Here is a 17,079-nt window from a genome sequence, read left to right on the forward strand (position 1 = left end):
CTATCATGAGACTGGCCCCATTGTTACTTTTCGCACTTATCACTGTGCTCTTTTCATTATCCATGACAGGATATGCCGTTTCCAATGACGGACAGTATATCCATTTCAGGGAGATGTCCGTGGAATTTGCCGGAACGGATGCAGAAGTGACTCTGTATTATGACCTCGACGTTTTCTCCCGCGTATATGTCCTGTTGCTTGGCAGCTATAATCTTGAGCCGACACTGGAAAACGTACTTTTTGATTTTGAGGACGTGGAAGTTGTAGAAATAGGGAACAATCGTGCAGTTCTTTATGTGGAAGACATTTCCCGACAGAACTCTGAATTCTATCTGCATGATTCCCGTAATCTCGGGGCGACCGTTGATGTGCTGACACTCGTGTATCCTGACGGCTCTTCAAGGCGCGTACCCTATGCAACATCAACACCATACACATTTTACAGCAACGAATGAACAATGGAATGAACAAAAATTAGTATTATGTTTTCCATATATATTGTCGGTGAGCTTTCAGTATATAAGCAAATCAGGACAAATTCCCTTTAACCCAAAAGCTTTATCAACAATAATGCATTATGAGGGATGCTGTTAAGCGCCTGATGCTTGCGGTAATGTCCTTTAATGGAACATGCAGTATCGGTGTTTACAGGTATTCGCAATACAAATGGGCTCGTGGTCTAGCTGGTTATGACGTCGCCTTGACATGGCGGAGGTCCGGAGTTCGACTCTCCGCGGGCCCACCACAAATCCTCTTTTTGAGGATTCGATAAGTTTAAATGTAAAAGCAGCATTAAGGTGCTTCGGGTCAAAAAGCCCAGGTAGCTCAGTTGGGAGAGCGCTGCCCTGAAGAGGCAGTTGTCCCCGGTTCAAGTCCGGGTCTGGGCACCTGATGCAAAATACACCAGTAGTGTAGCGGTTATCACCGGGCGTTGCCAACGCTCGAACCCGGGTTCGAATCCCGGCTGGTGTACTGTCAATTTTTTTATACACTTGCTTTATTACTAAGTTTACTACTAAGTGTTTTTCCCATCTCTGGATATTTCTTAACCTTCTTCATATGGCTCTAGGAAAGCTTCCAGGTCGAAAACAAAATCTCCTTTTTGTTTGGTGCTTTCCAGTTCCGTTATAAGGGCAGTGAGGATCTCCTTTGCCAGATTACTGATCCTTTCGCGATTCCTGTCATTGTAGTTTGGATCATGTTCTTCATTATCCTTTTTTAAAGGACCTATCATGAATTTGGAATCTTTCTTGCTGCGGATCTTGGCAGCCACGGGATTAGGATCGGATTTTTGTTTAAATGAGGTCATCCATAACACCATGGATTTTGGTCCTGTCTCTCCATGGAATTCTCCATACTGGCAGACTATGGCGACCCTGTCAGTAACTTCATTGGGTGTGATTCTAAATGAAGTGATTAACTCTGCATTCATGTATCTTTTGTCATTTATCTTTATCCAGACCATGGGCTGCCCTCTTATTTATCTACATTTAAGTTTTTTCCGGTCTACGTAAATAAGAATTATGCCCTCTTTTCAAGGCTGAGCGTATAGACCTCCACGCCTGCACCTATGCATGCGTTCAGTCTGCTTTCCGATATCTTCGCACACACGATTCCGAGCCTGATCCGGTCTCTGGGTATTCCGTATTTTTCTGCGTAGGTGATGAATCTCTGCACCTGTCCGATGGCATTATCCCTGGCTTCTATCTCTATTTCTATCAGGAGGTGTTCATCGTTTTTACTCCTGAAGACAGCATCTATTCTGCCACCACTTATCTCCACTTCGGTATCAATGAACTTCAGGCCTTCTTCGATAAGTTCCGGGAAAGTGGATATCATGTGTGAGATGTCCTCTTCGGATATGGATTCCTGATCGGTTACGTGGCTTACATCGTCAGCCCCTATCATTGTTTCAAGATGGGATGTGATGTCGATCTTCTTCTTGTTGATCTCATGTGGGTACACATTTCTGGGTTTATCATCCTCTATCTGTATGAGTATCCCTATCTTGCTGACATTCTTATTGCGGGAGATTGGAAGGGCACCGCCGCCTTTGCTGACAACTCCCACTGCATTCTTTCTGCTGATCAGGCGTATGGACTCTGTCAGTTCTTCTTTTTATCCAGGTTCGTGGCATTACTAATATCAAAAGTGGTATTATTTCTATTCTTCCAAGTAGCATATCCGCACAGAGTACCATCTTCAGGACATCAGGCATATCTGGACCGGTAACTCCTGCGGAAAGGCCAACAGTTCCCAGTGCACTTGAAACCTCGAATATGGAATCTGCTGAATTCACTCCGTAAAACATGAATACATAGGCTGAGAATACCAGAATACTTATGTAGAGAACACTAAAAACGACAATATTGTTTATCTCCTCTTTCTTTATTCTGTCATTGTCCAGTTTGAGGGGAGTTATCACTTCCACAGGAAGGAATACTCTCATGAATACTATCTTGATCAGTTTTGCAAGCACCAGGAGTCTCAGTATTTTAATGCCACCTGCAGTTGAACCGGTACTTCCTCCAATCCACATCAGAACAGATATGACCCACTTGGAAGCATCCGAATAAATTGATACGTCAACTGTTGAAAAACCTGATGTCGATACGGCTGATATTGCCAGGAAAAGAATATCCTCCGAATTGCTGTCAAAGCCCTCGCTTCTGATCGTTGTGAACAGCAACACGGCAAATCCTATGATGCAGATAAGAACGAGCCATTGCAATTCACTGCTTTTGAGCATTCTGGAAGGTTTTCTCCCTGACTTGATATATAATCCAAAGCTGACAGCTCCAAGAAAAGATGCAAGACTGATGCTGAAAAGTATCAGTGGATTGTCAAAAGCGCCTATACTGGCCGATCTGGTGGAAAATCCTCCTGTAGATACGCTGCTCAGGGCATGACATACGGAATCGAACAATGACATACCGCTTATAAGCAGCAGAATGATGGCAACGAGAGTTAGCAAAATATACAATGTTCCCAGCAGTCTTGTTGTCTTGAGCACGTTCGGGAACAACTTGATCTGCGAATATTGTGTCTTATATATCCTGAATGCAGCTGTTCCCGGATGGATTAGGACTGCAACTACGATTATGATTATACCGATTCCACCTATCCATTGTGCCCATGATCGCGCAAAAAGGAACACCATGCTTGAATCCGCAGGCGCAACACTCAGCCCGGTCGTTGTAACCGCAGACACGCTCTCAAAGAAGGCATCAATATATGACATATTATTGGTTACAGCCATTGGGAAGGCACTTATAAAAGCAGATATGGGGAACACCAGAGCAGAAATAATTACAGCGTCCTTAACTTCCAGATCATATTCCGGTATCAATCTGTAAATTGCAAAACCAGCTGCAAATGTAAGTACTGAGGTCAGGCCATAGATTATCGCTGCGTAGTTGTCCTGAAGCAGGATCGCTGCCATGGAAGGCACTATTAGTACAAGTGAGAACGCGATCAGAAAATAACCAATATACTTTAGCACAGCAGCCGGACTTACAGGGGATACCAGTTCGTACACAACTATATTTATGGAGTGTAATGTTAAACAGTTTACTGATGGAAACCTGCTTCAGTGTTTTTATGAGATAAAAATGCATTAATATCTGATGTCGCATAATACTTAACCGGCTATTCTGCCTGTTGGAATCATCTTATATTTATATTCAAGAGAACTGCAAAAAGAAGAGGGGTCATTATGGATGAACTTGAAGGATTTACCCGGCGAGAGAAGATCGCTTACTTCTCAATGGAGATCGGGCTGAAAAATGAAATTTCAACTTACAGCGGTGGTCTGGGAATACTTGCCGGGGACGTTATCAGAGCCAGCTGCGACCTGAGTATACCTCTGGTCGGTGTAACCCTGGTGAGCAAAAAAGGCTATTTTTCTCAACAACTGGATGAAAAAGGCAGACAGTCTGAATCTGAAAAGAACTGGTCTCCGGCAGATCACATGACATTGATGCCTGAAGAGGTGGTTGTTCGTATTCAGAATCGTGATGTCAGGATCAAGGCTTGGCTCTATGAGCACAGGAGCCTTACCGAAGAGCGGATACCCGTCATTCTGCTTGATACTGATGTTGAAGGTAACTCTCCTGAAGATCGTAAGATAACAGATTATCTTTACGGAGGTGACAGCAGATACAGGCTGAAACAGGAGATCGTACTTGGTATAGGCGGAGTGAGAATGCTTGACAGACTGGGCTTTCGTATAAGCAAGTACCATATGAATGAAGGACATTCAAGCCTTCTGACGCTTGAGCTGTTACGCAGAAATGAAATGGATTCCGGCAGAGTGAAGGATCTCTGTGTTTTCACCACACATACACCTGTTGCAAGCGGCCATGACAGATTCCCCTATGAACTGGTGAGAGAAGTAATTGAGGACGAAAAGCAGATCGAGGCTCTCAAAAAATACGGGGGTGAGGATGAGCTGAATATGACCGTCCTGGCTCTGAATCTGTCCGACTATATTAACGGGGTGGCAAAAAGGCACCGTGAGATCTCGGAAAAGATGTTTCCCGGCTATAAGTTCAAATCGATTACCAATGGTGTACATTCCTATACCTGGGTGTGTCCCCAGTTCAGGGAACTTTACGACAGGCATATTCCCGGCTGGGCAAACGAGCCGGAACTTCTGGTCAGGGTGAAGAACGTACCAAACGATGAGATATGGCAGGCTCATAAAGATGCAAAAAAAGAGCTTATAGACCTTGTCAACAGGAAAACCGGAGTCCATATGGACTATGATACCCTTACCATCGGTTTTGCAAGGCGGATGACCGAATACAAAAGACCTGCCTTTATCTTCTCAGATCTTGAAAGGCTCAGAAGGGTCAACAGAGCGGGCAGGATACAGCTTATATTTGCGGGTAAGGCACATCCTGCTGATATAAGGGGAAAACAGATAATTGAAGAGCTGTTTGCCCATATGGAAAACCTGAGTGATACGATAAAGATCGCTTTCCTGGAAGATTATGATATGGGTCTTGCACTGAAACTGGTCTCAGGGGTGGATGTATGGCTGAACACTCCCAAAAGACCCTTCGAAGCTTCAGGTACAAGTGGTATGAAAGCAGCCCATAACGCCGTTGTAAACTTCAGTGTACCTGACGGCTGGTGGATAGAGGGATGTGTTCCGGGAGTTACGGGTTACTCTATCGGAGCAGGAATAGATGCCGACAGGCCTCCTGAAGAGATAGAAGAGATCGAACGTGATGATCTCTACAATAAGCTTGAGTATATCATAGTGCCGAAGTACTATAAAAGAAGAGACGAGTGGGTGAGTATCATGAAGAATTCCGTTGAGCTGATAGCTTATTATTTCAATTGTCACAGAATGATGCGAAGGTATGTTACAGAGGCATATCTGTAGGTCTGGACGTTATATGTAAAAACATTTTGAATAATGAAGAAAAATGGCATTTTTCACGAACGAAAAATGCCACATCCTTAAATCCACTCCCTTTAAGGACCCTCATACTCCACTTGTCAGGACGCATATCCTTCCCCGATGCGGTCCTGTCTGCACTTTAATTTTTGGCACTTATTTTATTTAAATAACCCCATCTTTTATTTCTGTGGTGTTTTTAATTTAGCAATGGCATTTAATTTAATATCATGTTTGAATTTTAAAACACAAAACAATCACTTGATAATATATAATTCAATTAATTTATCCGTGAGAGTTTGCCGGAAACTTCAACCGAAAAAATGTCTTTTTTAACTAAAATCCGTAATGTTCAGGATCTGCTTTCTCTGTTCATGTTTTTCCGGCATATAGGGCCTTGAGAATTTCTCCTCAACGCTCTCACGATGCAGGGTATTGTAAGTACAGAAAGGTATGACCTTACCATCAGGTGTTGCATAGTGTATACCGCATTGCTGGATGCGTTCAATATCGAAGTTATACATGTCCTGAAAATGCATGGCACCAAGGAAAAGACTTTGCCGGTGGAACTGCTGTACGACATTTGATTCTCCTTCCTTCAGAACATTCAGTAACATTTTTGTGACGTTAACACATTTTGGCTCTCTTTCAGAATCTATAAAGCCCGGTACTTTACTCAGTACCTTACCTATTGTCAGAAGGTTCCTGCTATTATCATCAAGTTCCTCTGCTGCTTCATCAAGCATTTCCATAAAGCCCTCTACATCCACAAAATCCGTGATCGGAACGATCTTCCCGTTGTCTATGAAGAGATACGTGGCTGCTCCGCAATGCGGATGGACTGTCATCTCAGGCAGGTTCTTATGGCGTGCCTTTGAAAGGAACCTTGAGATAGGTACTACAAAAGGTACAGGATACCAGGCATCGGCGGGAATCTCTCCCTCGGTCTGCTCCTCCACAAGTTTTGCCAGGTCAGGTATGGTTATCCTCTTTCTTTCTCTCTCTTCCTGACAGATCCTTCCAGTAAATGAGACGGGCTGGAAATTCACACCCCTGACAACATCCCGATTCTCGGCTGCGAACCGGATTATATCTCCGACCTGATGGTCATTGACGTCCTTTGAAAGCGTGGGTACAAGGGTAATGCTACGCATTCCTGACTTTCGAGCATTCTCTATTGCCCGTAATTTAAGAGGATAGGCATTAAAGCCCCTCATCTTCATATAGGGCTCTGCGGAGGTCCCGTCAAATTGAAGATAAAGTGTCTGCATTCCGGCCTCCACGAGCTTTTTTCCGTAGGATACACTGTTGGCGAACTTGAGACCATTGGAAGCTACCTGTATCTGGACAAAACCAAGATTTCTGGCCATTTTCACAAGTTCCGGTAGATCCTCCCTGACCGTGGGTTCCCCTCCGGAGAACTGTACGGAACAGCATGGTACAGGCTTCTGGCTCCTGAGCATAGTCATCATATCATATATCTGCTTCTGATCTGGCTCGTATATTCTGCCGGATGATCTTGCATTTGCAAAACATACCGGACATGACATGTTACATCGGTTCGTAACATCTATGTTCGCAAGGATGGTCGTTGTCTGATGGGAGATGCACAGACCACACTGGAAAGGACAATCGGTATTGTAATTCACGTTCGGATTTAGAAGTCCTGAGCCCTTACGTGCGAATTTTTCGAACTTTTCATACATGTCCGCATCAGACCAGTAAATATCACGGAAACTACCATGGTCCGAACAATTCTTTTCAATTATTATTTTTCCATCTTCATTGATTAGATCAGCTTTGATCAACTGCCCGCACTTCGGGCATACCGAATAAGTATGCTTCAGATAAATACCCTCACAAATAAGTTATCCAACCTACAAATGAATACAGTAAACTGTTATAATTAATCTTATATATACTTTTTCAAAACAGGGTTTCAATGAAAAATGTCTTTTCAACTCTTTTTCGATATGTAGTTCCATATATGGAGATTACTTCCTCAACTTGATTTCATATGTATATATATATCAACACTCACACATTCTTAATAGCGGGAGAGGAGCAAGGAAAGAGTAACAAAGTGTGGCATCATTGGTATAAACATGTATTGTACCAGCAAATAGCTTATGCATGTGTATATCCTTCAATCCTAACTATAACTTTCTGCGGTTTACCAATAATGCTTGTTCTCTCTCGCTATACAAATGGTCCTAAGAAAATTGGTAATAAAAAAGAATTGAAAACCTGCTTTTAGATCACAGGATTCCTGTCTTCGTTTCAGAATCTTCTATATCGGTTCTTTACCTGCTGTTCCTCTCCACTGGCACCCATATAGATAAAGAACGCTATCAATATCAGCCAGAAGCTCATGAAAAGGCCTGCAAGGCCCATCAGGAATGCAAATATCTTACCGATGGTTGCAGCTTTTTCCGTCGCCTCCACAAAATCCATACGTTGTGCCAGAAATGCACGCAGTATACGGCCACCGTCCATGGGGAAGGCAGGGATGAGATTGAACAGTCCCAGTATTATATTTATGTAACCCAGTATAAAGATCATCAGGAACAGTCCCCCTCCATCCGAAAAGGATGCAGGCGGGTTGAAAAGGGAAGTAAAAGCTAACAGCACAATTCCGATGATAATGCTTGAAAGCGGTCCCACAAATGCCATCTTTGCCTCTTTTGAGGGCTCATGCAACTCTTCTTTCATTGATGAAACCCCGCCTATCAGGTAGAGAGTTATCTCGCTGATACTACCTCCATATCTCAGAGAGAAATAAGAGTGGGCTAGCTCATGTATCAATACTGAAACAAAGAGCAGGATTGCTGTTAAAAGTGACAGTGAATATTTCAGGATTGTTGACTCGACTCCCGCAAAACCAAAAGGTTCCGGCTGTATGGCAAAGATCCATGCAAAGAAGGGTAATACCAGTAAAAAAGAAATGTGTATCTTAATGGGTATACCAAGTATCCTTGCAATCTGAAGTGAATTATTCATTAGATCTCCCCTTTTGTTTTAAAATTGTTTTTCAGTTAAAATCTCTATTATTTTTTTGATTATTACTTATATTTACCGCAGATGCGGTAAGACATCTTTCCCATAGTTTTTGATGAACTCAAGTTCATCGGGACCTGCATAGTGGAAGTACAGATGAGTGTATCCTGCATCTATGAACTGCCGGGCATAGCTGATATGATCTTCCGGATCGGAGGATATACATGCATTCTGTCGGATAAAATCATCTCCTATAACCGCACCATTTTCGGCTGACATTACAGGAGTATATATCCTATTCAGGAAGAGGGCCGGTACCATCGAACCTGCCCAGTACTTATGCAGGTTTTCAACGGATTCTTCAAGCTTGTCCCCGTAAGCAACTGTCAGCTCCACTGCCTTTGGCATGCTTTCAATATCTTTACCGGCTCTTCGTGCTCCGTTTTCGAATTTCGAGAGTATTTGCTTGTATTTCTTCATTCCGGAACCACCGACAGTGATCAGGCCATCTCCATTGTATCCTGCGAACTGGGCGCTTTCCGGCACCATTGATGAGAAATATATGGGAATATCCTCCGCAGGCAATGTATAGAGCTTCGCAGCACGGGTGCAATAGTAATCACCTTCAAAGTTTACCTTCTCACCTGTCCAGAGTTCCCGTATGAGTTTTACCGCTTCTTCAAGCATATGCTGTCTTTCATCAAACTCCGGCCACTCACATGTTACGGGATATTCATTCAGGGCTTCTCCGGTACCCACAGCCAGGTATGTACGTCCCCCGGCAAGTGATGACACTGTTGCTGTTGCCTGGGCAATGATCGCAGGATTATATCGTAAGATCGGACATGTAAGACCGGTTCCAAGCTCTATCTTTTTAGTGCTTGCTGCTGCGGCTCCAAGCCACGTCCATGTAAAGCAGGACTGTCCCTGCTCACTCCACGGGTGGAAATGGTCACTTACATCTATACTATCAAAGCCGTTGTTCTCAGCAGCTATTACCTGTCTGAGCATTTCCGATGGTGTATACTGTTCCGGTGCTATCTTAAAACCTAATTTCAGCAAATCTGATCCCCACTTTAACTTAACCTATGCTAATATTGAAGTCGACTGTATTTAAGATTTGAGTAAAACCGGATAAATAAACTTCTTAGAACAATCTGCAAATGTATAAGTACCCAGAGACTGAATTTATTATCAAAAGGAGACAGATAATCTATGAGCATAGTTGAAACATCCTGGGCATTATTAACCCTTATCTCTGAGATCTGGGTTATATACGATCTGTTCACATACAACAGATCGATGAGTGCATTGACGAAGCTGATCTGGATCATCGTTGTTCTGGTACTCGGAATAATAGGTGTTGTTCTATATTATTTCCTTGGAAGGAAAAGATAATTTAAAAGATGGCAGGTTCATTCCGAAATGATCCTGTCAATACGGATTTGATCGTTAAGACCTTTCTGGAAAGCTGTAAGATATGGATGATAAAGAGGCATTCCTGACCGGTGAATTCCTTCGCCAGCTTATACATATACTTACGGGCATCGTTTTTATTTTAATCATCTCCTTTTCAGGAGACAACGCAGCATTAGTTTTTTTTGTCATCCTTCTTGCATTGACCCTTTTCTCAATTCTGGTTACAGGCTTGGATGATACTGAAAAGTCGCCCCGTCTCGTCCGCAAGCTGGAAAGGTCAAAAAAACAAAAGATCAAATTCCAGGGAACGATCCTGCTACTCTCAGGGGTATTTGTGACCTTGATACTGTTTCCAGTGGAAATCGTTTATGCTTCCGTAGCAATAGTCACCTTTGGAGATTCCATTGCGACGATCGTGGGAACATCAATTGGCAGACATAAATTACCCTATTCGGATAAGAAAAGCCTTGAAGGAACGTTCAGCGGCTTAATTGTTGCTTTCCTGGTTGCAATGCTCTTTGTCACACCTTTTCAGGCCTTTATCGGTTCACTGGGCGGGATGTTCATGGAGAGTGCGATCAGCATGCGGACTATTAAAAGAGCGAATATTATGTCGGTGATCAGGTTCTTTATCAATGACAATTTCCTGATTCCTATATTCTCATCTGCTCTGATGTTCTATGCAGTCATATAATTTTCAGATAATCAGCTCTGTAAATGTGTTCAGATAATAACCCCATCCAAGAAAAACAAGTAATCCCAGAATGGTAACCAGAACAAAATAAAATACTGTTTTTCGGAAAAGCTCAGTTGCACCGGTTACCTTCATGTAGAATGGTTTGGACAACGTACTGATTATACCCGCGAGAACAGCAGTTTCGGCTGCCGTAATATAGGAAACCTTTCCTGCAATTGCCAGTGAGGCCATGGAAGCTGTCACAGCCGAGCTGCTTGCAATACCCCCTATGGCTGTAGCGTATGTTCCCAGGGATCCCCCGATAGAATTTGTGATATTCGCTATTATCAGTATTACAGTGAAAAGAGCACCGAACTTCAGGGCAGGCACGATGGCAAAAGGAGAATTGAGCTCTACAGTTTCATCGGTATCCTGCATGTTCCCTGTTCTGCGGACAAGAAGGAAAGTGGCTGCGGACATCACCAAAAAAGGTGGCAGCATCAGAAGGGGCATCCTTCCCGAAGGATCTATTAGGAAAGCTATAACAAGATCTCTTATTGTCATAGAGATTATGGTCAGCAGAGCACCCACGTACACATGTTCTAGCAATGCTGGTTTTTTCTTTGAGATGTTTGACAGGGAAATAATAGAAGCCACACTGCTTGCCAGACCTCCCAGAAAACCTGAATATGGTATTCCTCCTTTTGTGCCCGTTCTTTTCAGGAGTACATAACTTACGAAACTGACCGCTGATACGAGTACTATGATAAGTATCACAGACTTGAGGCTGACAACATCATATACCGGCTCATCCGGAACTATAGGATATAATATGAAAGCAAGGGCAATAAATTGCAATGCATCGATTATGTCTCTTTGTGCCAGACTGCCTGCCAGGGTGTGGAGAGGTTTTTTTTCGACCAGAAGGGCTGTAATGACCACAGCAATGATCAGAGCTATCTGGAAAAATTCCTCCGCTACCAGTATTCCCAACAGATAAGTGGAAAAAAGTGCGACTGCACTTGTAAAACCTGATCTGTTCTCGACAAGATGTACTTCGTATATAAGGAAGAGACAATAAACGGCAACAAAGAGTGTTGTGATCAGAAGTATGTCATATCCTATGTAATCCGACAGGAAAGCGGCAGTAGTTCCCAGTATACAGGTAATTGTAAATGTTCTGACTCCTGCAAAAATTCTCTTATCGGACCTCCAGCTCTCCCTTTCAAGGCCTATGAGGATACCAATTAGCAGTGAAAGACCGATTTTCTTTAAAGCATCAAGCAAAAAGGGATCCAGGCCGAGGGTTGTTGTAGTCGGTATCATATCTTCTCTGAATGAGTTTATCCGGTCTCCCAGAGATGTTCCGGGAATTTCAACAGGAGGTCGATGCTACCATATGTATGCTATTTATCCATGTATAGCGATATCATTTAGAATAACTATAGGCTCTTACCTTAAACCAGATAAAGATTTCCCGCTCTGGCTAGGAAACGGTTATATATTCTAAATAAAGAGATTTACTGGGGTTTCCTCATGGGTACAAATGACAATGGTCCTTCGGGTAATGAGACACTGCAGGAGAAGGTTGAAGAACAGAAAGGTATCGTACCCGGGAAAAAGCTTTTCGGAACGATCGAGGGCGTGTTTATCCCGACACTGCTGACGATCCTCGGCGTGATCATGTACCTGCGAGAGGGCTGGGTTGTCGGTAACGCAGGTCTTTTAGGAGCATGGCTGATCATACTTCTCTCCTTTAGCATCACACTTGCCACGGGTCTTTCCCTCTCTTCCATTACCACAAATATCAGGATCGGTGCCGGAGGTGCCTTTTCCATAATATCCCAGTCCCTTGGCCTTGAAGTGGGAGGGAGTATCGGAATCCCTCTTTATCTTTCCCAGACCCTTGCAGTGGCAATGTACATATTTGGTTTCCGTGCAGGCTGGCTCTGGATATTTCCGGACCATCCGGCTATAGTTGTGGATTTTGCAGCTTTTGCAATCCTTTTCGTCGTCGCATATATCAGCGCATCCCTGGCTTTCAGGATCCAGTATGTCATCCTGGCGATCATCATTTCATCTTTCATCTCGATCATCTGGGCTGCTTACGGAGGATCCATGCAGGAACCCATCACGTGGTGGGGCTCTTTTCCGGGTTCTCCTGAGAACGGATTTGCAGGTATAGGTTTCTGGGGTGTCTTTGCCGTATTCTTCCCGGCAGCCACAGGTATCATGGCAGGTGCGAACATGTCGGGTGAGCTTAAAAATCCCCGGAAAAGCATACCTCTTGGCACACTCTTAGCCATTGTCATAAGTCTTGTCATATACATGTTGCTGGCATTCTGGCTGGCAACATCAGCAACCAGTGATGAACTGGTGAGCAATTATACAATCATGGCCGAAAAGGCTGCATGGGGACAGCTGATCGTTGCAGGCCTGCTCGGGGCCACATTTTCATCCGCTCTTTCGTCAATAGTGGGTGCGCCGCGTATCCTGCAGGCCCTTGGAGATCACAAGATACTCCCGGGAAGTGACTGGCTGGCAAAAAGATCAAGTTCTGGAGAGCCAAGAAATGCAATGATACTGACAGGGATCATAGTTTTTCTGGCATTATTGATGAGAAGCCTGAATGCGATCGCTCCCCTGATAGCTATGTTCTTCCTGATGACCTATGCAATGATCAATATAGTGGTATTGATAGAACAGAATCTTCAATTGGTCAGTTTCAGACCGCTTTTCAGGATTCCCAAGGCGGTTTCTTTTATAGGGGCGTTCGGCTGTGTTCTTGTAATGTTCATAGTGAATCCCATATTCAGCCTGTTTGCTGTCGTGATTGTAGTGGTTATCCACGGTTATCTGCTTGAGAAACATCTTAAGGCACCTTTCGGGGATGTCCGCAGCGGTCTTTTTGTGGCGATCGCGGAATGGGCTGCAAAGCAAAGTAACAAGATGGCTCCCTCAAATGAGCGGACCTGGAAAGCCAATCTTCTGGTACCTGTGGAAGATCCGAACATTCTCACGGGTGCTTTCAATTTCCTGAAAGATATCACCTATCCGAAGGGCTCCATCAAGATACTTGGTCTTTCTGGAAGAGTGGATGAGAAAAAACTGACATCGCGTTTAATTGACCTGACCTCTTCCTTCAGGAAGAAGGGAGTTTTCTCTTCCTGGACGATCATCGATACCGAAAGTTTCGAAGAGAACCTTGTGGCGGGAATGGAGGCTTTGAGTGGTTCTTTCTTCAGACCCGGGATACTTTTTATTAACATGGATAGCTTTGAGGGTCACGACGATAAGGTGAGGACTGTGATCCAGAAAGCCTCACAACGCAATATCGGGGTATTGTTACTGGCTATTCACCGCAATGCAGCCTTTGGAAGAATGAGTTCCATTAATCTGTGGATAGATGACCGCAGTCCGGACTGGGATGTAAGCATGGACCTTGGTAATCAGGACCTTGAAATCCTGATATCCTATAAGCTCAAAAAGAACTGGGGTGCCTCACTGAGGATGATCACCAATGTGCGGGAGAAATACAATGTTTACAAGGCCGAGGAATATCTGGAGAACCTCGCTGAGATCGCAAGGATACCCAACGTACAGAACAAAGTCATGCTTGGTGATCTGAAATCCAATATATCAAGAGCTCCTCAGGCCTCTCTGAATGTGTTCAGCCTGGACACTGAACCGGATTTTGATCTTATTCGAAATATAGTTGAAGAGACCGGATCCTCATGTTTGTTTGCACTGGATTCCGGGGAAGAGAATGCATTAGCTTGAATTGATAGTATGATAACTAATCAAAATAAACTATCGAAATACACTGTGAATATGACGGATGGTTTAGTGCATGCTGTTTTTCATAACTGTTATTTCAACATGATAAAGTATAAAAGTGAATAATACCTAAAATCTAATGGGGAGTGATCAAAGAATGCTTGAATGGATAATCAGGGTCCTTGTAGCTCTGATAATTATTGTGATTTTGTGGCAGATCCTGATGTTTCTGCTCTAAGACAGGAGTGGTGTCTGAAAGATATCCTGCTTACCGGGGGATATGTGTGGTTGAGACATTCCGGTAATATTATGGAGGTAACAAAAGTAATAGGAATGAATGATTGAAATAAATGTATAATAACTGAGTATTCTTTTTTAAAAGCGTTTTCAAAACTCCGGATGTAAATTATTAGTTTATTTCTTCACGACTTTTCATTTCAAGCTTATAATCCATGAGTTGCTATTCTTCTGCATGCATATCTTATCTTCTCTTGCAAGCCAGCCAAGTGCCATAAAAACCATCTGTGATTCAAAACCATTTTCTTTGAAATTCTTTTTTATACCTGCCAGATTGGATTCTCCCTTCTCAAGCAATCTGTAGACCTGGCCTGCCGCCTGTCCTATATTCAAACATACTTCATCCATAGAGCCACCTCGCAGGTTGTTCACAGGTCGAGAACCAGATGAATCTGACATCTATTTACACATCCTCAGTCGTGTTAAAATGCTGAAACTTTATTTTACCCACGATCTTTCCAGCCTGCCCGAACAACCCGTTGTTAAAAAAGAACACTTTCACCTTTCATAAAGGTGACGAACAATCCTCTTCCTGCATGACATCCTCGGCCCACGCTCGACTGATCTCGGCAACGCTCCATGCCTGGGATATACATCCGCCAGGTTTGTGGGGAACATTCCCATCAAACACTTCGGATATTGTGCCTATTCCTGCTTCATCAAGGTGTCTTTCGAGACCTTTCAGGAGGGCTTTTGCATATGATCTGCTCTCTTGTGAATAATCATTGACCTTCCGGTAGGCTGTAATATAAGGTCCCAGTAGCCAGGGCCAGGCAGTGCCGCTATGATAGGCTGCGTCCCTGCTTAGCAGGTCTCCTCGATAGGTACCGATATATACCGTATCACGGGGAGAAAGTGTCCTGAGACCATATGGTGTCAGCAGTTCTTCTGTGACAACCTTTACTATGCCCTTCTCCGTATTCCGGGAAAGCATTGTGAACGGCAATGAAACTGCAAATATCTGGTTTGGCCTGACAGATGCATCCTTTGCATGTATCCTGCTTTCAGGGCCCGGAATTAGATCATAGAGACAGCCTCTTTCCCTGTTCAGGAATTTCTCTGCAAAACTGTCCTTTGCAGTCCGGGCAGTTTCTGAATAACCACTGACCTCTCTTTCTAACTTCTCTCCCAGGAGTTCTGCATATTTCAGAGCGTTATACCAGAGTGCATTGATCTCACAGGCTTTCCCTTTCCGGGGTGTAATGGGCGTATTGTCCACAATTGCATCCATCCAGGTAAGCTGTCCTCCGTGGAATATGAGGCCGTCATCATCCATGCCGATCCCGAATCTCGTTCCGTTGCGATAGTTTTCGATTATATCTTCGACAGTATTCCACATTGAATCGATGAATGGGATATCCTCTGTATAGTCAAAATACCTACCAAGGGAGTGAACGAACCACAGGGATGCATCAACTGAATTGTAAATAGCCGATCCGCCGGGGCTATCCGAGAACATATTCGGTATAAGTCCTTCCCTGCAGTTTGCTGCAAAGGTTGCAAGTATGTTCCTTGCATCATCAAACCTGCCGCTTACAAGGGTCAGACCCGGTAGTGAGATCATTGAGTCCCGACCCCAGTCTGCAAACCAGTGATAACCTGCGATAACAGACCTTGAATCCGTGGATTTTCTTTTTACAATGAAAGAATCCCCTGCAGTGACAAGCCGGCGTATAAAGGTATCATCTCTGTCATATCTCTCTACAAGCTTATCAAGACGCTCTGTCTCTTTCTCAAGCCTGTTCCTTACAGTCCGGATATCAGCAGAACCGGTATCCCCGGTGGATGCAATAATGAAAAAAGATGAATAGCCTTTCCCGATATCAGCTTCAAAGTATCCGGGATTGAAGTTATCTTCAATATAGGGATACCCTCTTGAGAGCTCCACAGGGTATTCAAGATTGTAGTACCAGTAAGGCTCATGGCTGAACTGCATATTGGAATTCAGGTGGATTTCACTTTTCCCGTTTTTCAGAATAATCCCGGTATCTTTTGCTTCCTGGTGGAAGTTGATATCTTTTGATCTGGTAAGATGATGTATATCCCTGTCATTGACAAGCGGGAACATACGCAGGGATACATCTGTATCAAGGGGATTGTGGATATTGTACATTATTATGATTGTATTCTCCCCGTATACCATGAACAGCTTTTTTTCGATACTTATTCCACCTGTCATATATCGAAAGGTTGGTATTGGGTCCATGGCAAATCCCATCAGGTACCGGTAACCTTCGGGGTGTACTTTTCCCGGATACTGGTGTGCTGCAAGGTAGTATGTATCTTCGCCTGCTATAATTTCCTCATCAAGGGAGCAGAGCATCAGCCTCCGCTCCACAGGTGGATTCATGGATGCCACCAGCAGACCATGATACTTTCTTGTGTTTATTCCCATAGAGGTGCCGGCAGCATATCCTCCAAGGCCGTTGGTTACTATCCACTCCTTGTAAGGGAATTCCCGGTTAGATATGTCCCCTCTATCACGATCATAACTGATATCTTTCAT

14 protein-coding genes and 3 tRNA genes are annotated in these 17,079 nt (G+C 43.7%); 8 read left to right on the forward strand and 9 right to left on the reverse strand.

From position 1 onward, the window contains the following. Positions 1–5: 5 nt before the first annotated feature. The 4 genes from HWN40_RS04665 to HWN40_RS04680 all read left to right on the forward strand — a co-directional run bounded on the left by HWN40_RS04665 (position 6) and on the right by HWN40_RS04680 (position 972). Positions 6–455: a hypothetical protein gene (locus HWN40_RS04665; protein ID WP_176964651.1), complete on the forward strand. Its 450-nt coding sequence runs from the start codon at positions 6–8 to the stop codon at positions 453–455. A 213-nt stretch (positions 456–668) separates the two neighbouring features. Then, positions 669–745, forward strand: a tRNA-Val gene (locus tag HWN40_RS04670). 69 nt (positions 746–814) lie between these two features. Next, positions 815–887, forward strand: a tRNA-Phe gene (locus HWN40_RS04675). A gap of 13 nt (positions 888–900) precedes the next feature. Further along, a tRNA-Gly gene (locus tag HWN40_RS04680) sits at positions 901–972 on the forward strand. 73 nt (positions 973–1,045) lie between these two features. Here HWN40_RS04680 and HWN40_RS04685 read toward each other — a convergent pair. Genes HWN40_RS04685 through HWN40_RS04695 form a run of 3 tightly spaced genes read right to left on the reverse strand, consistent with a single transcriptional unit; the run spans position 1,046 to position 3,538 of the window. Next, entirely contained in the window at positions 1,046–1,465 is a 420-nt protein-coding gene (locus HWN40_RS04685; protein WP_176964652.1) for a hypothetical protein, read from the reverse strand. 56 nt (positions 1,466–1,521) lie between these two features. Beyond that, on the reverse strand, positions 1,522–2,070 hold the full coding sequence (locus tag HWN40_RS04690) for an endonuclease NucS domain-containing protein (protein ID WP_246275978.1): 549 nt from the start codon (positions 2,068–2,070) through the stop codon (positions 1,522–1,524). Next, entirely contained in the window at positions 2,021–3,538 is a 1,518-nt protein-coding gene (locus tag HWN40_RS04695) for a TrkH family potassium uptake protein (RefSeq protein ID WP_176964653.1), read from the reverse strand. Before HWN40_RS04695 ends, HWN40_RS04690 begins: the two co-directional genes overlap by 50 nt. Positions 3,539–3,715: 177 nt before the next feature. On the opposite strand from HWN40_RS04695, the gene glgP reads away from it, so the two are divergent. Then, positions 3,716–5,392, forward strand: a complete 1,677-nt coding sequence (gene glgP / locus HWN40_RS04700; RefSeq protein ID WP_176964654.1) for an alpha-glucan family phosphorylase — start codon at positions 3,716–3,718, stop codon at positions 5,390–5,392. Positions 5,393–5,739: 347 nt separating this feature from the next. Here the strand turns inward: glgP and tes are convergent, their stop codons facing one another. From tes to HWN40_RS04715, 3 genes are all read right to left on the reverse strand, one after another. After that, positions 5,740–7,272, reverse strand: a complete 1,533-nt coding sequence (tes, locus tag HWN40_RS04705) for a tetraether lipid synthase Tes (protein ID WP_343044105.1) — start codon at positions 7,270–7,272, stop codon at positions 5,740–5,742. 415 nt (positions 7,273–7,687) lie between these two features. Next, the gene (locus tag HWN40_RS04710; protein ID WP_176964655.1) at positions 7,688–8,407 is read right to left on the reverse strand and encodes a site-2 protease family protein; all 720 of its coding nucleotides are present in this window, start codon (positions 8,405–8,407) and stop codon (positions 7,688–7,690) included. Between the two features lie 72 nt (positions 8,408–8,479). Further along, positions 8,480–9,466 (reverse strand): TIGR03557 family F420-dependent LLM class oxidoreductase, encoded by a 987-nt coding sequence (locus tag HWN40_RS04715; RefSeq protein ID WP_176964656.1) that lies wholly within the window; start codon positions 9,464–9,466, stop codon positions 8,480–8,482. A 153-nt stretch (positions 9,467–9,619) separates the two neighbouring features. On the opposite strand from HWN40_RS04715, the gene HWN40_RS04720 reads away from it, so the two are divergent. Beyond that, positions 9,620–9,802 carry a PLDc N-terminal domain-containing protein gene (locus HWN40_RS04720; RefSeq protein WP_246275979.1) on the forward strand — a complete coding sequence of 61 codons (183 nt, stop codon included), beginning with the start codon at positions 9,620–9,622 and terminating at the stop codon, positions 9,800–9,802. A gap of 82 nt (positions 9,803–9,884) precedes the next feature. Continuing rightward, the gene (locus tag HWN40_RS04725; protein ID WP_176964657.1) at positions 9,885–10,517 is read left to right on the forward strand and encodes a diacylglycerol/polyprenol kinase family protein; all 633 of its coding nucleotides are present in this window, start codon (positions 9,885–9,887) and stop codon (positions 10,515–10,517) included. 3 nt (positions 10,518–10,520) lie between these two features. On the opposite strand, the gene HWN40_RS04730 is transcribed toward HWN40_RS04725, so the two are convergent. Then, complete coding sequence (locus tag HWN40_RS04730) at positions 10,521–11,825, reverse strand: MgtC/SapB family protein (RefSeq protein ID WP_176964658.1); 1,305 nt, start codon at positions 11,823–11,825, stop codon at positions 10,521–10,523. A 210-nt stretch (positions 11,826–12,035) separates the two neighbouring features. On the opposite strand from HWN40_RS04730, the gene HWN40_RS04735 reads away from it, so the two are divergent. Beyond that, positions 12,036–14,279 (forward strand): amino acid permease, encoded by a 2,244-nt coding sequence (locus HWN40_RS04735; RefSeq protein WP_176964659.1) that lies wholly within the window; start codon positions 12,036–12,038, stop codon positions 14,277–14,279. 429 nt (positions 14,280–14,708) lie between these two features. Here HWN40_RS04735 and HWN40_RS04740 read toward each other — a convergent pair whose 3' ends face one another. Both HWN40_RS04740 and HWN40_RS04745 read right to left on the reverse strand, forming a co-directional pair. After that, on the reverse strand, positions 14,709–14,921 hold the full coding sequence (locus HWN40_RS04740; RefSeq protein ID WP_176964660.1) for a winged helix-turn-helix domain-containing protein: 213 nt from the start codon (positions 14,919–14,921) through the stop codon (positions 14,709–14,711). A 157-nt stretch (positions 14,922–15,078) separates the two neighbouring features. Then, a complete protein-coding gene (locus HWN40_RS04745; RefSeq protein ID WP_176964661.1) occupies positions 15,079–17,079 on the reverse strand; it encodes an amylo-alpha-1,6-glucosidase in 2,001 nt (666 codons plus the stop codon).

It is taken from the genome of Methanolobus zinderi (genome assembly GCF_013388255.1).
In the GTDB taxonomy this organism is placed as follows: domain Archaea; phylum Halobacteriota; class Methanosarcinia; order Methanosarcinales; family Methanosarcinaceae; genus Methanolobus; species Methanolobus zinderi.

Coding starts and splice junctions, on each gene's coding strand:
- HWN40_RS04665 (WP_176964651.1), top strand. CDS start 6: ATGAGACTGGCCCCATTGTTACTTTTCGCACTTATCACTGTGCTCTTT.
- HWN40_RS04685 (WP_176964652.1), bottom strand. CDS start 1,465: ATGGTCTGGATAAAGATAAATGACAAAAGATACATGAATGCAGAGTTA.
- glgP (WP_176964654.1), top strand. CDS start 3,716: ATGGATGAACTTGAAGGATTTACCCGGCGAGAGAAGATCGCTTACTTC.
- HWN40_RS04710 (WP_176964655.1), bottom strand. CDS start 8,407: ATGAATAATTCACTTCAGATTGCAAGGATACTTGGTATACCCATTAAG.
- HWN40_RS04720 (WP_246275979.1), top strand. CDS start 9,620: ATGAGCATAGTTGAAACATCCTGGGCATTATTAACCCTTATCTCTGAG.
- HWN40_RS04725 (WP_176964657.1), top strand. CDS start 9,885: ATGGATGATAAAGAGGCATTCCTGACCGGTGAATTCCTTCGCCAGCTT.
- HWN40_RS04730 (WP_176964658.1), bottom strand. CDS start 11,825: ATGATACCGACTACAACAACCCTCGGCCTGGATCCCTTTTTGCTTGAT.
- HWN40_RS04735 (WP_176964659.1), top strand. CDS start 12,036: ATGGGTACAAATGACAATGGTCCTTCGGGTAATGAGACACTGCAGGAG.
- HWN40_RS04740 (WP_176964660.1), bottom strand. CDS start 14,921: ATGGATGAAGTATGTTTGAATATAGGACAGGCGGCAGGCCAGGTCTAC.
- HWN40_RS04745 (WP_176964661.1), bottom strand. CDS start 17,079: ATGAAAGATATCAGTTATGATCGTGATAGAGGGGACATATCTAACCGG.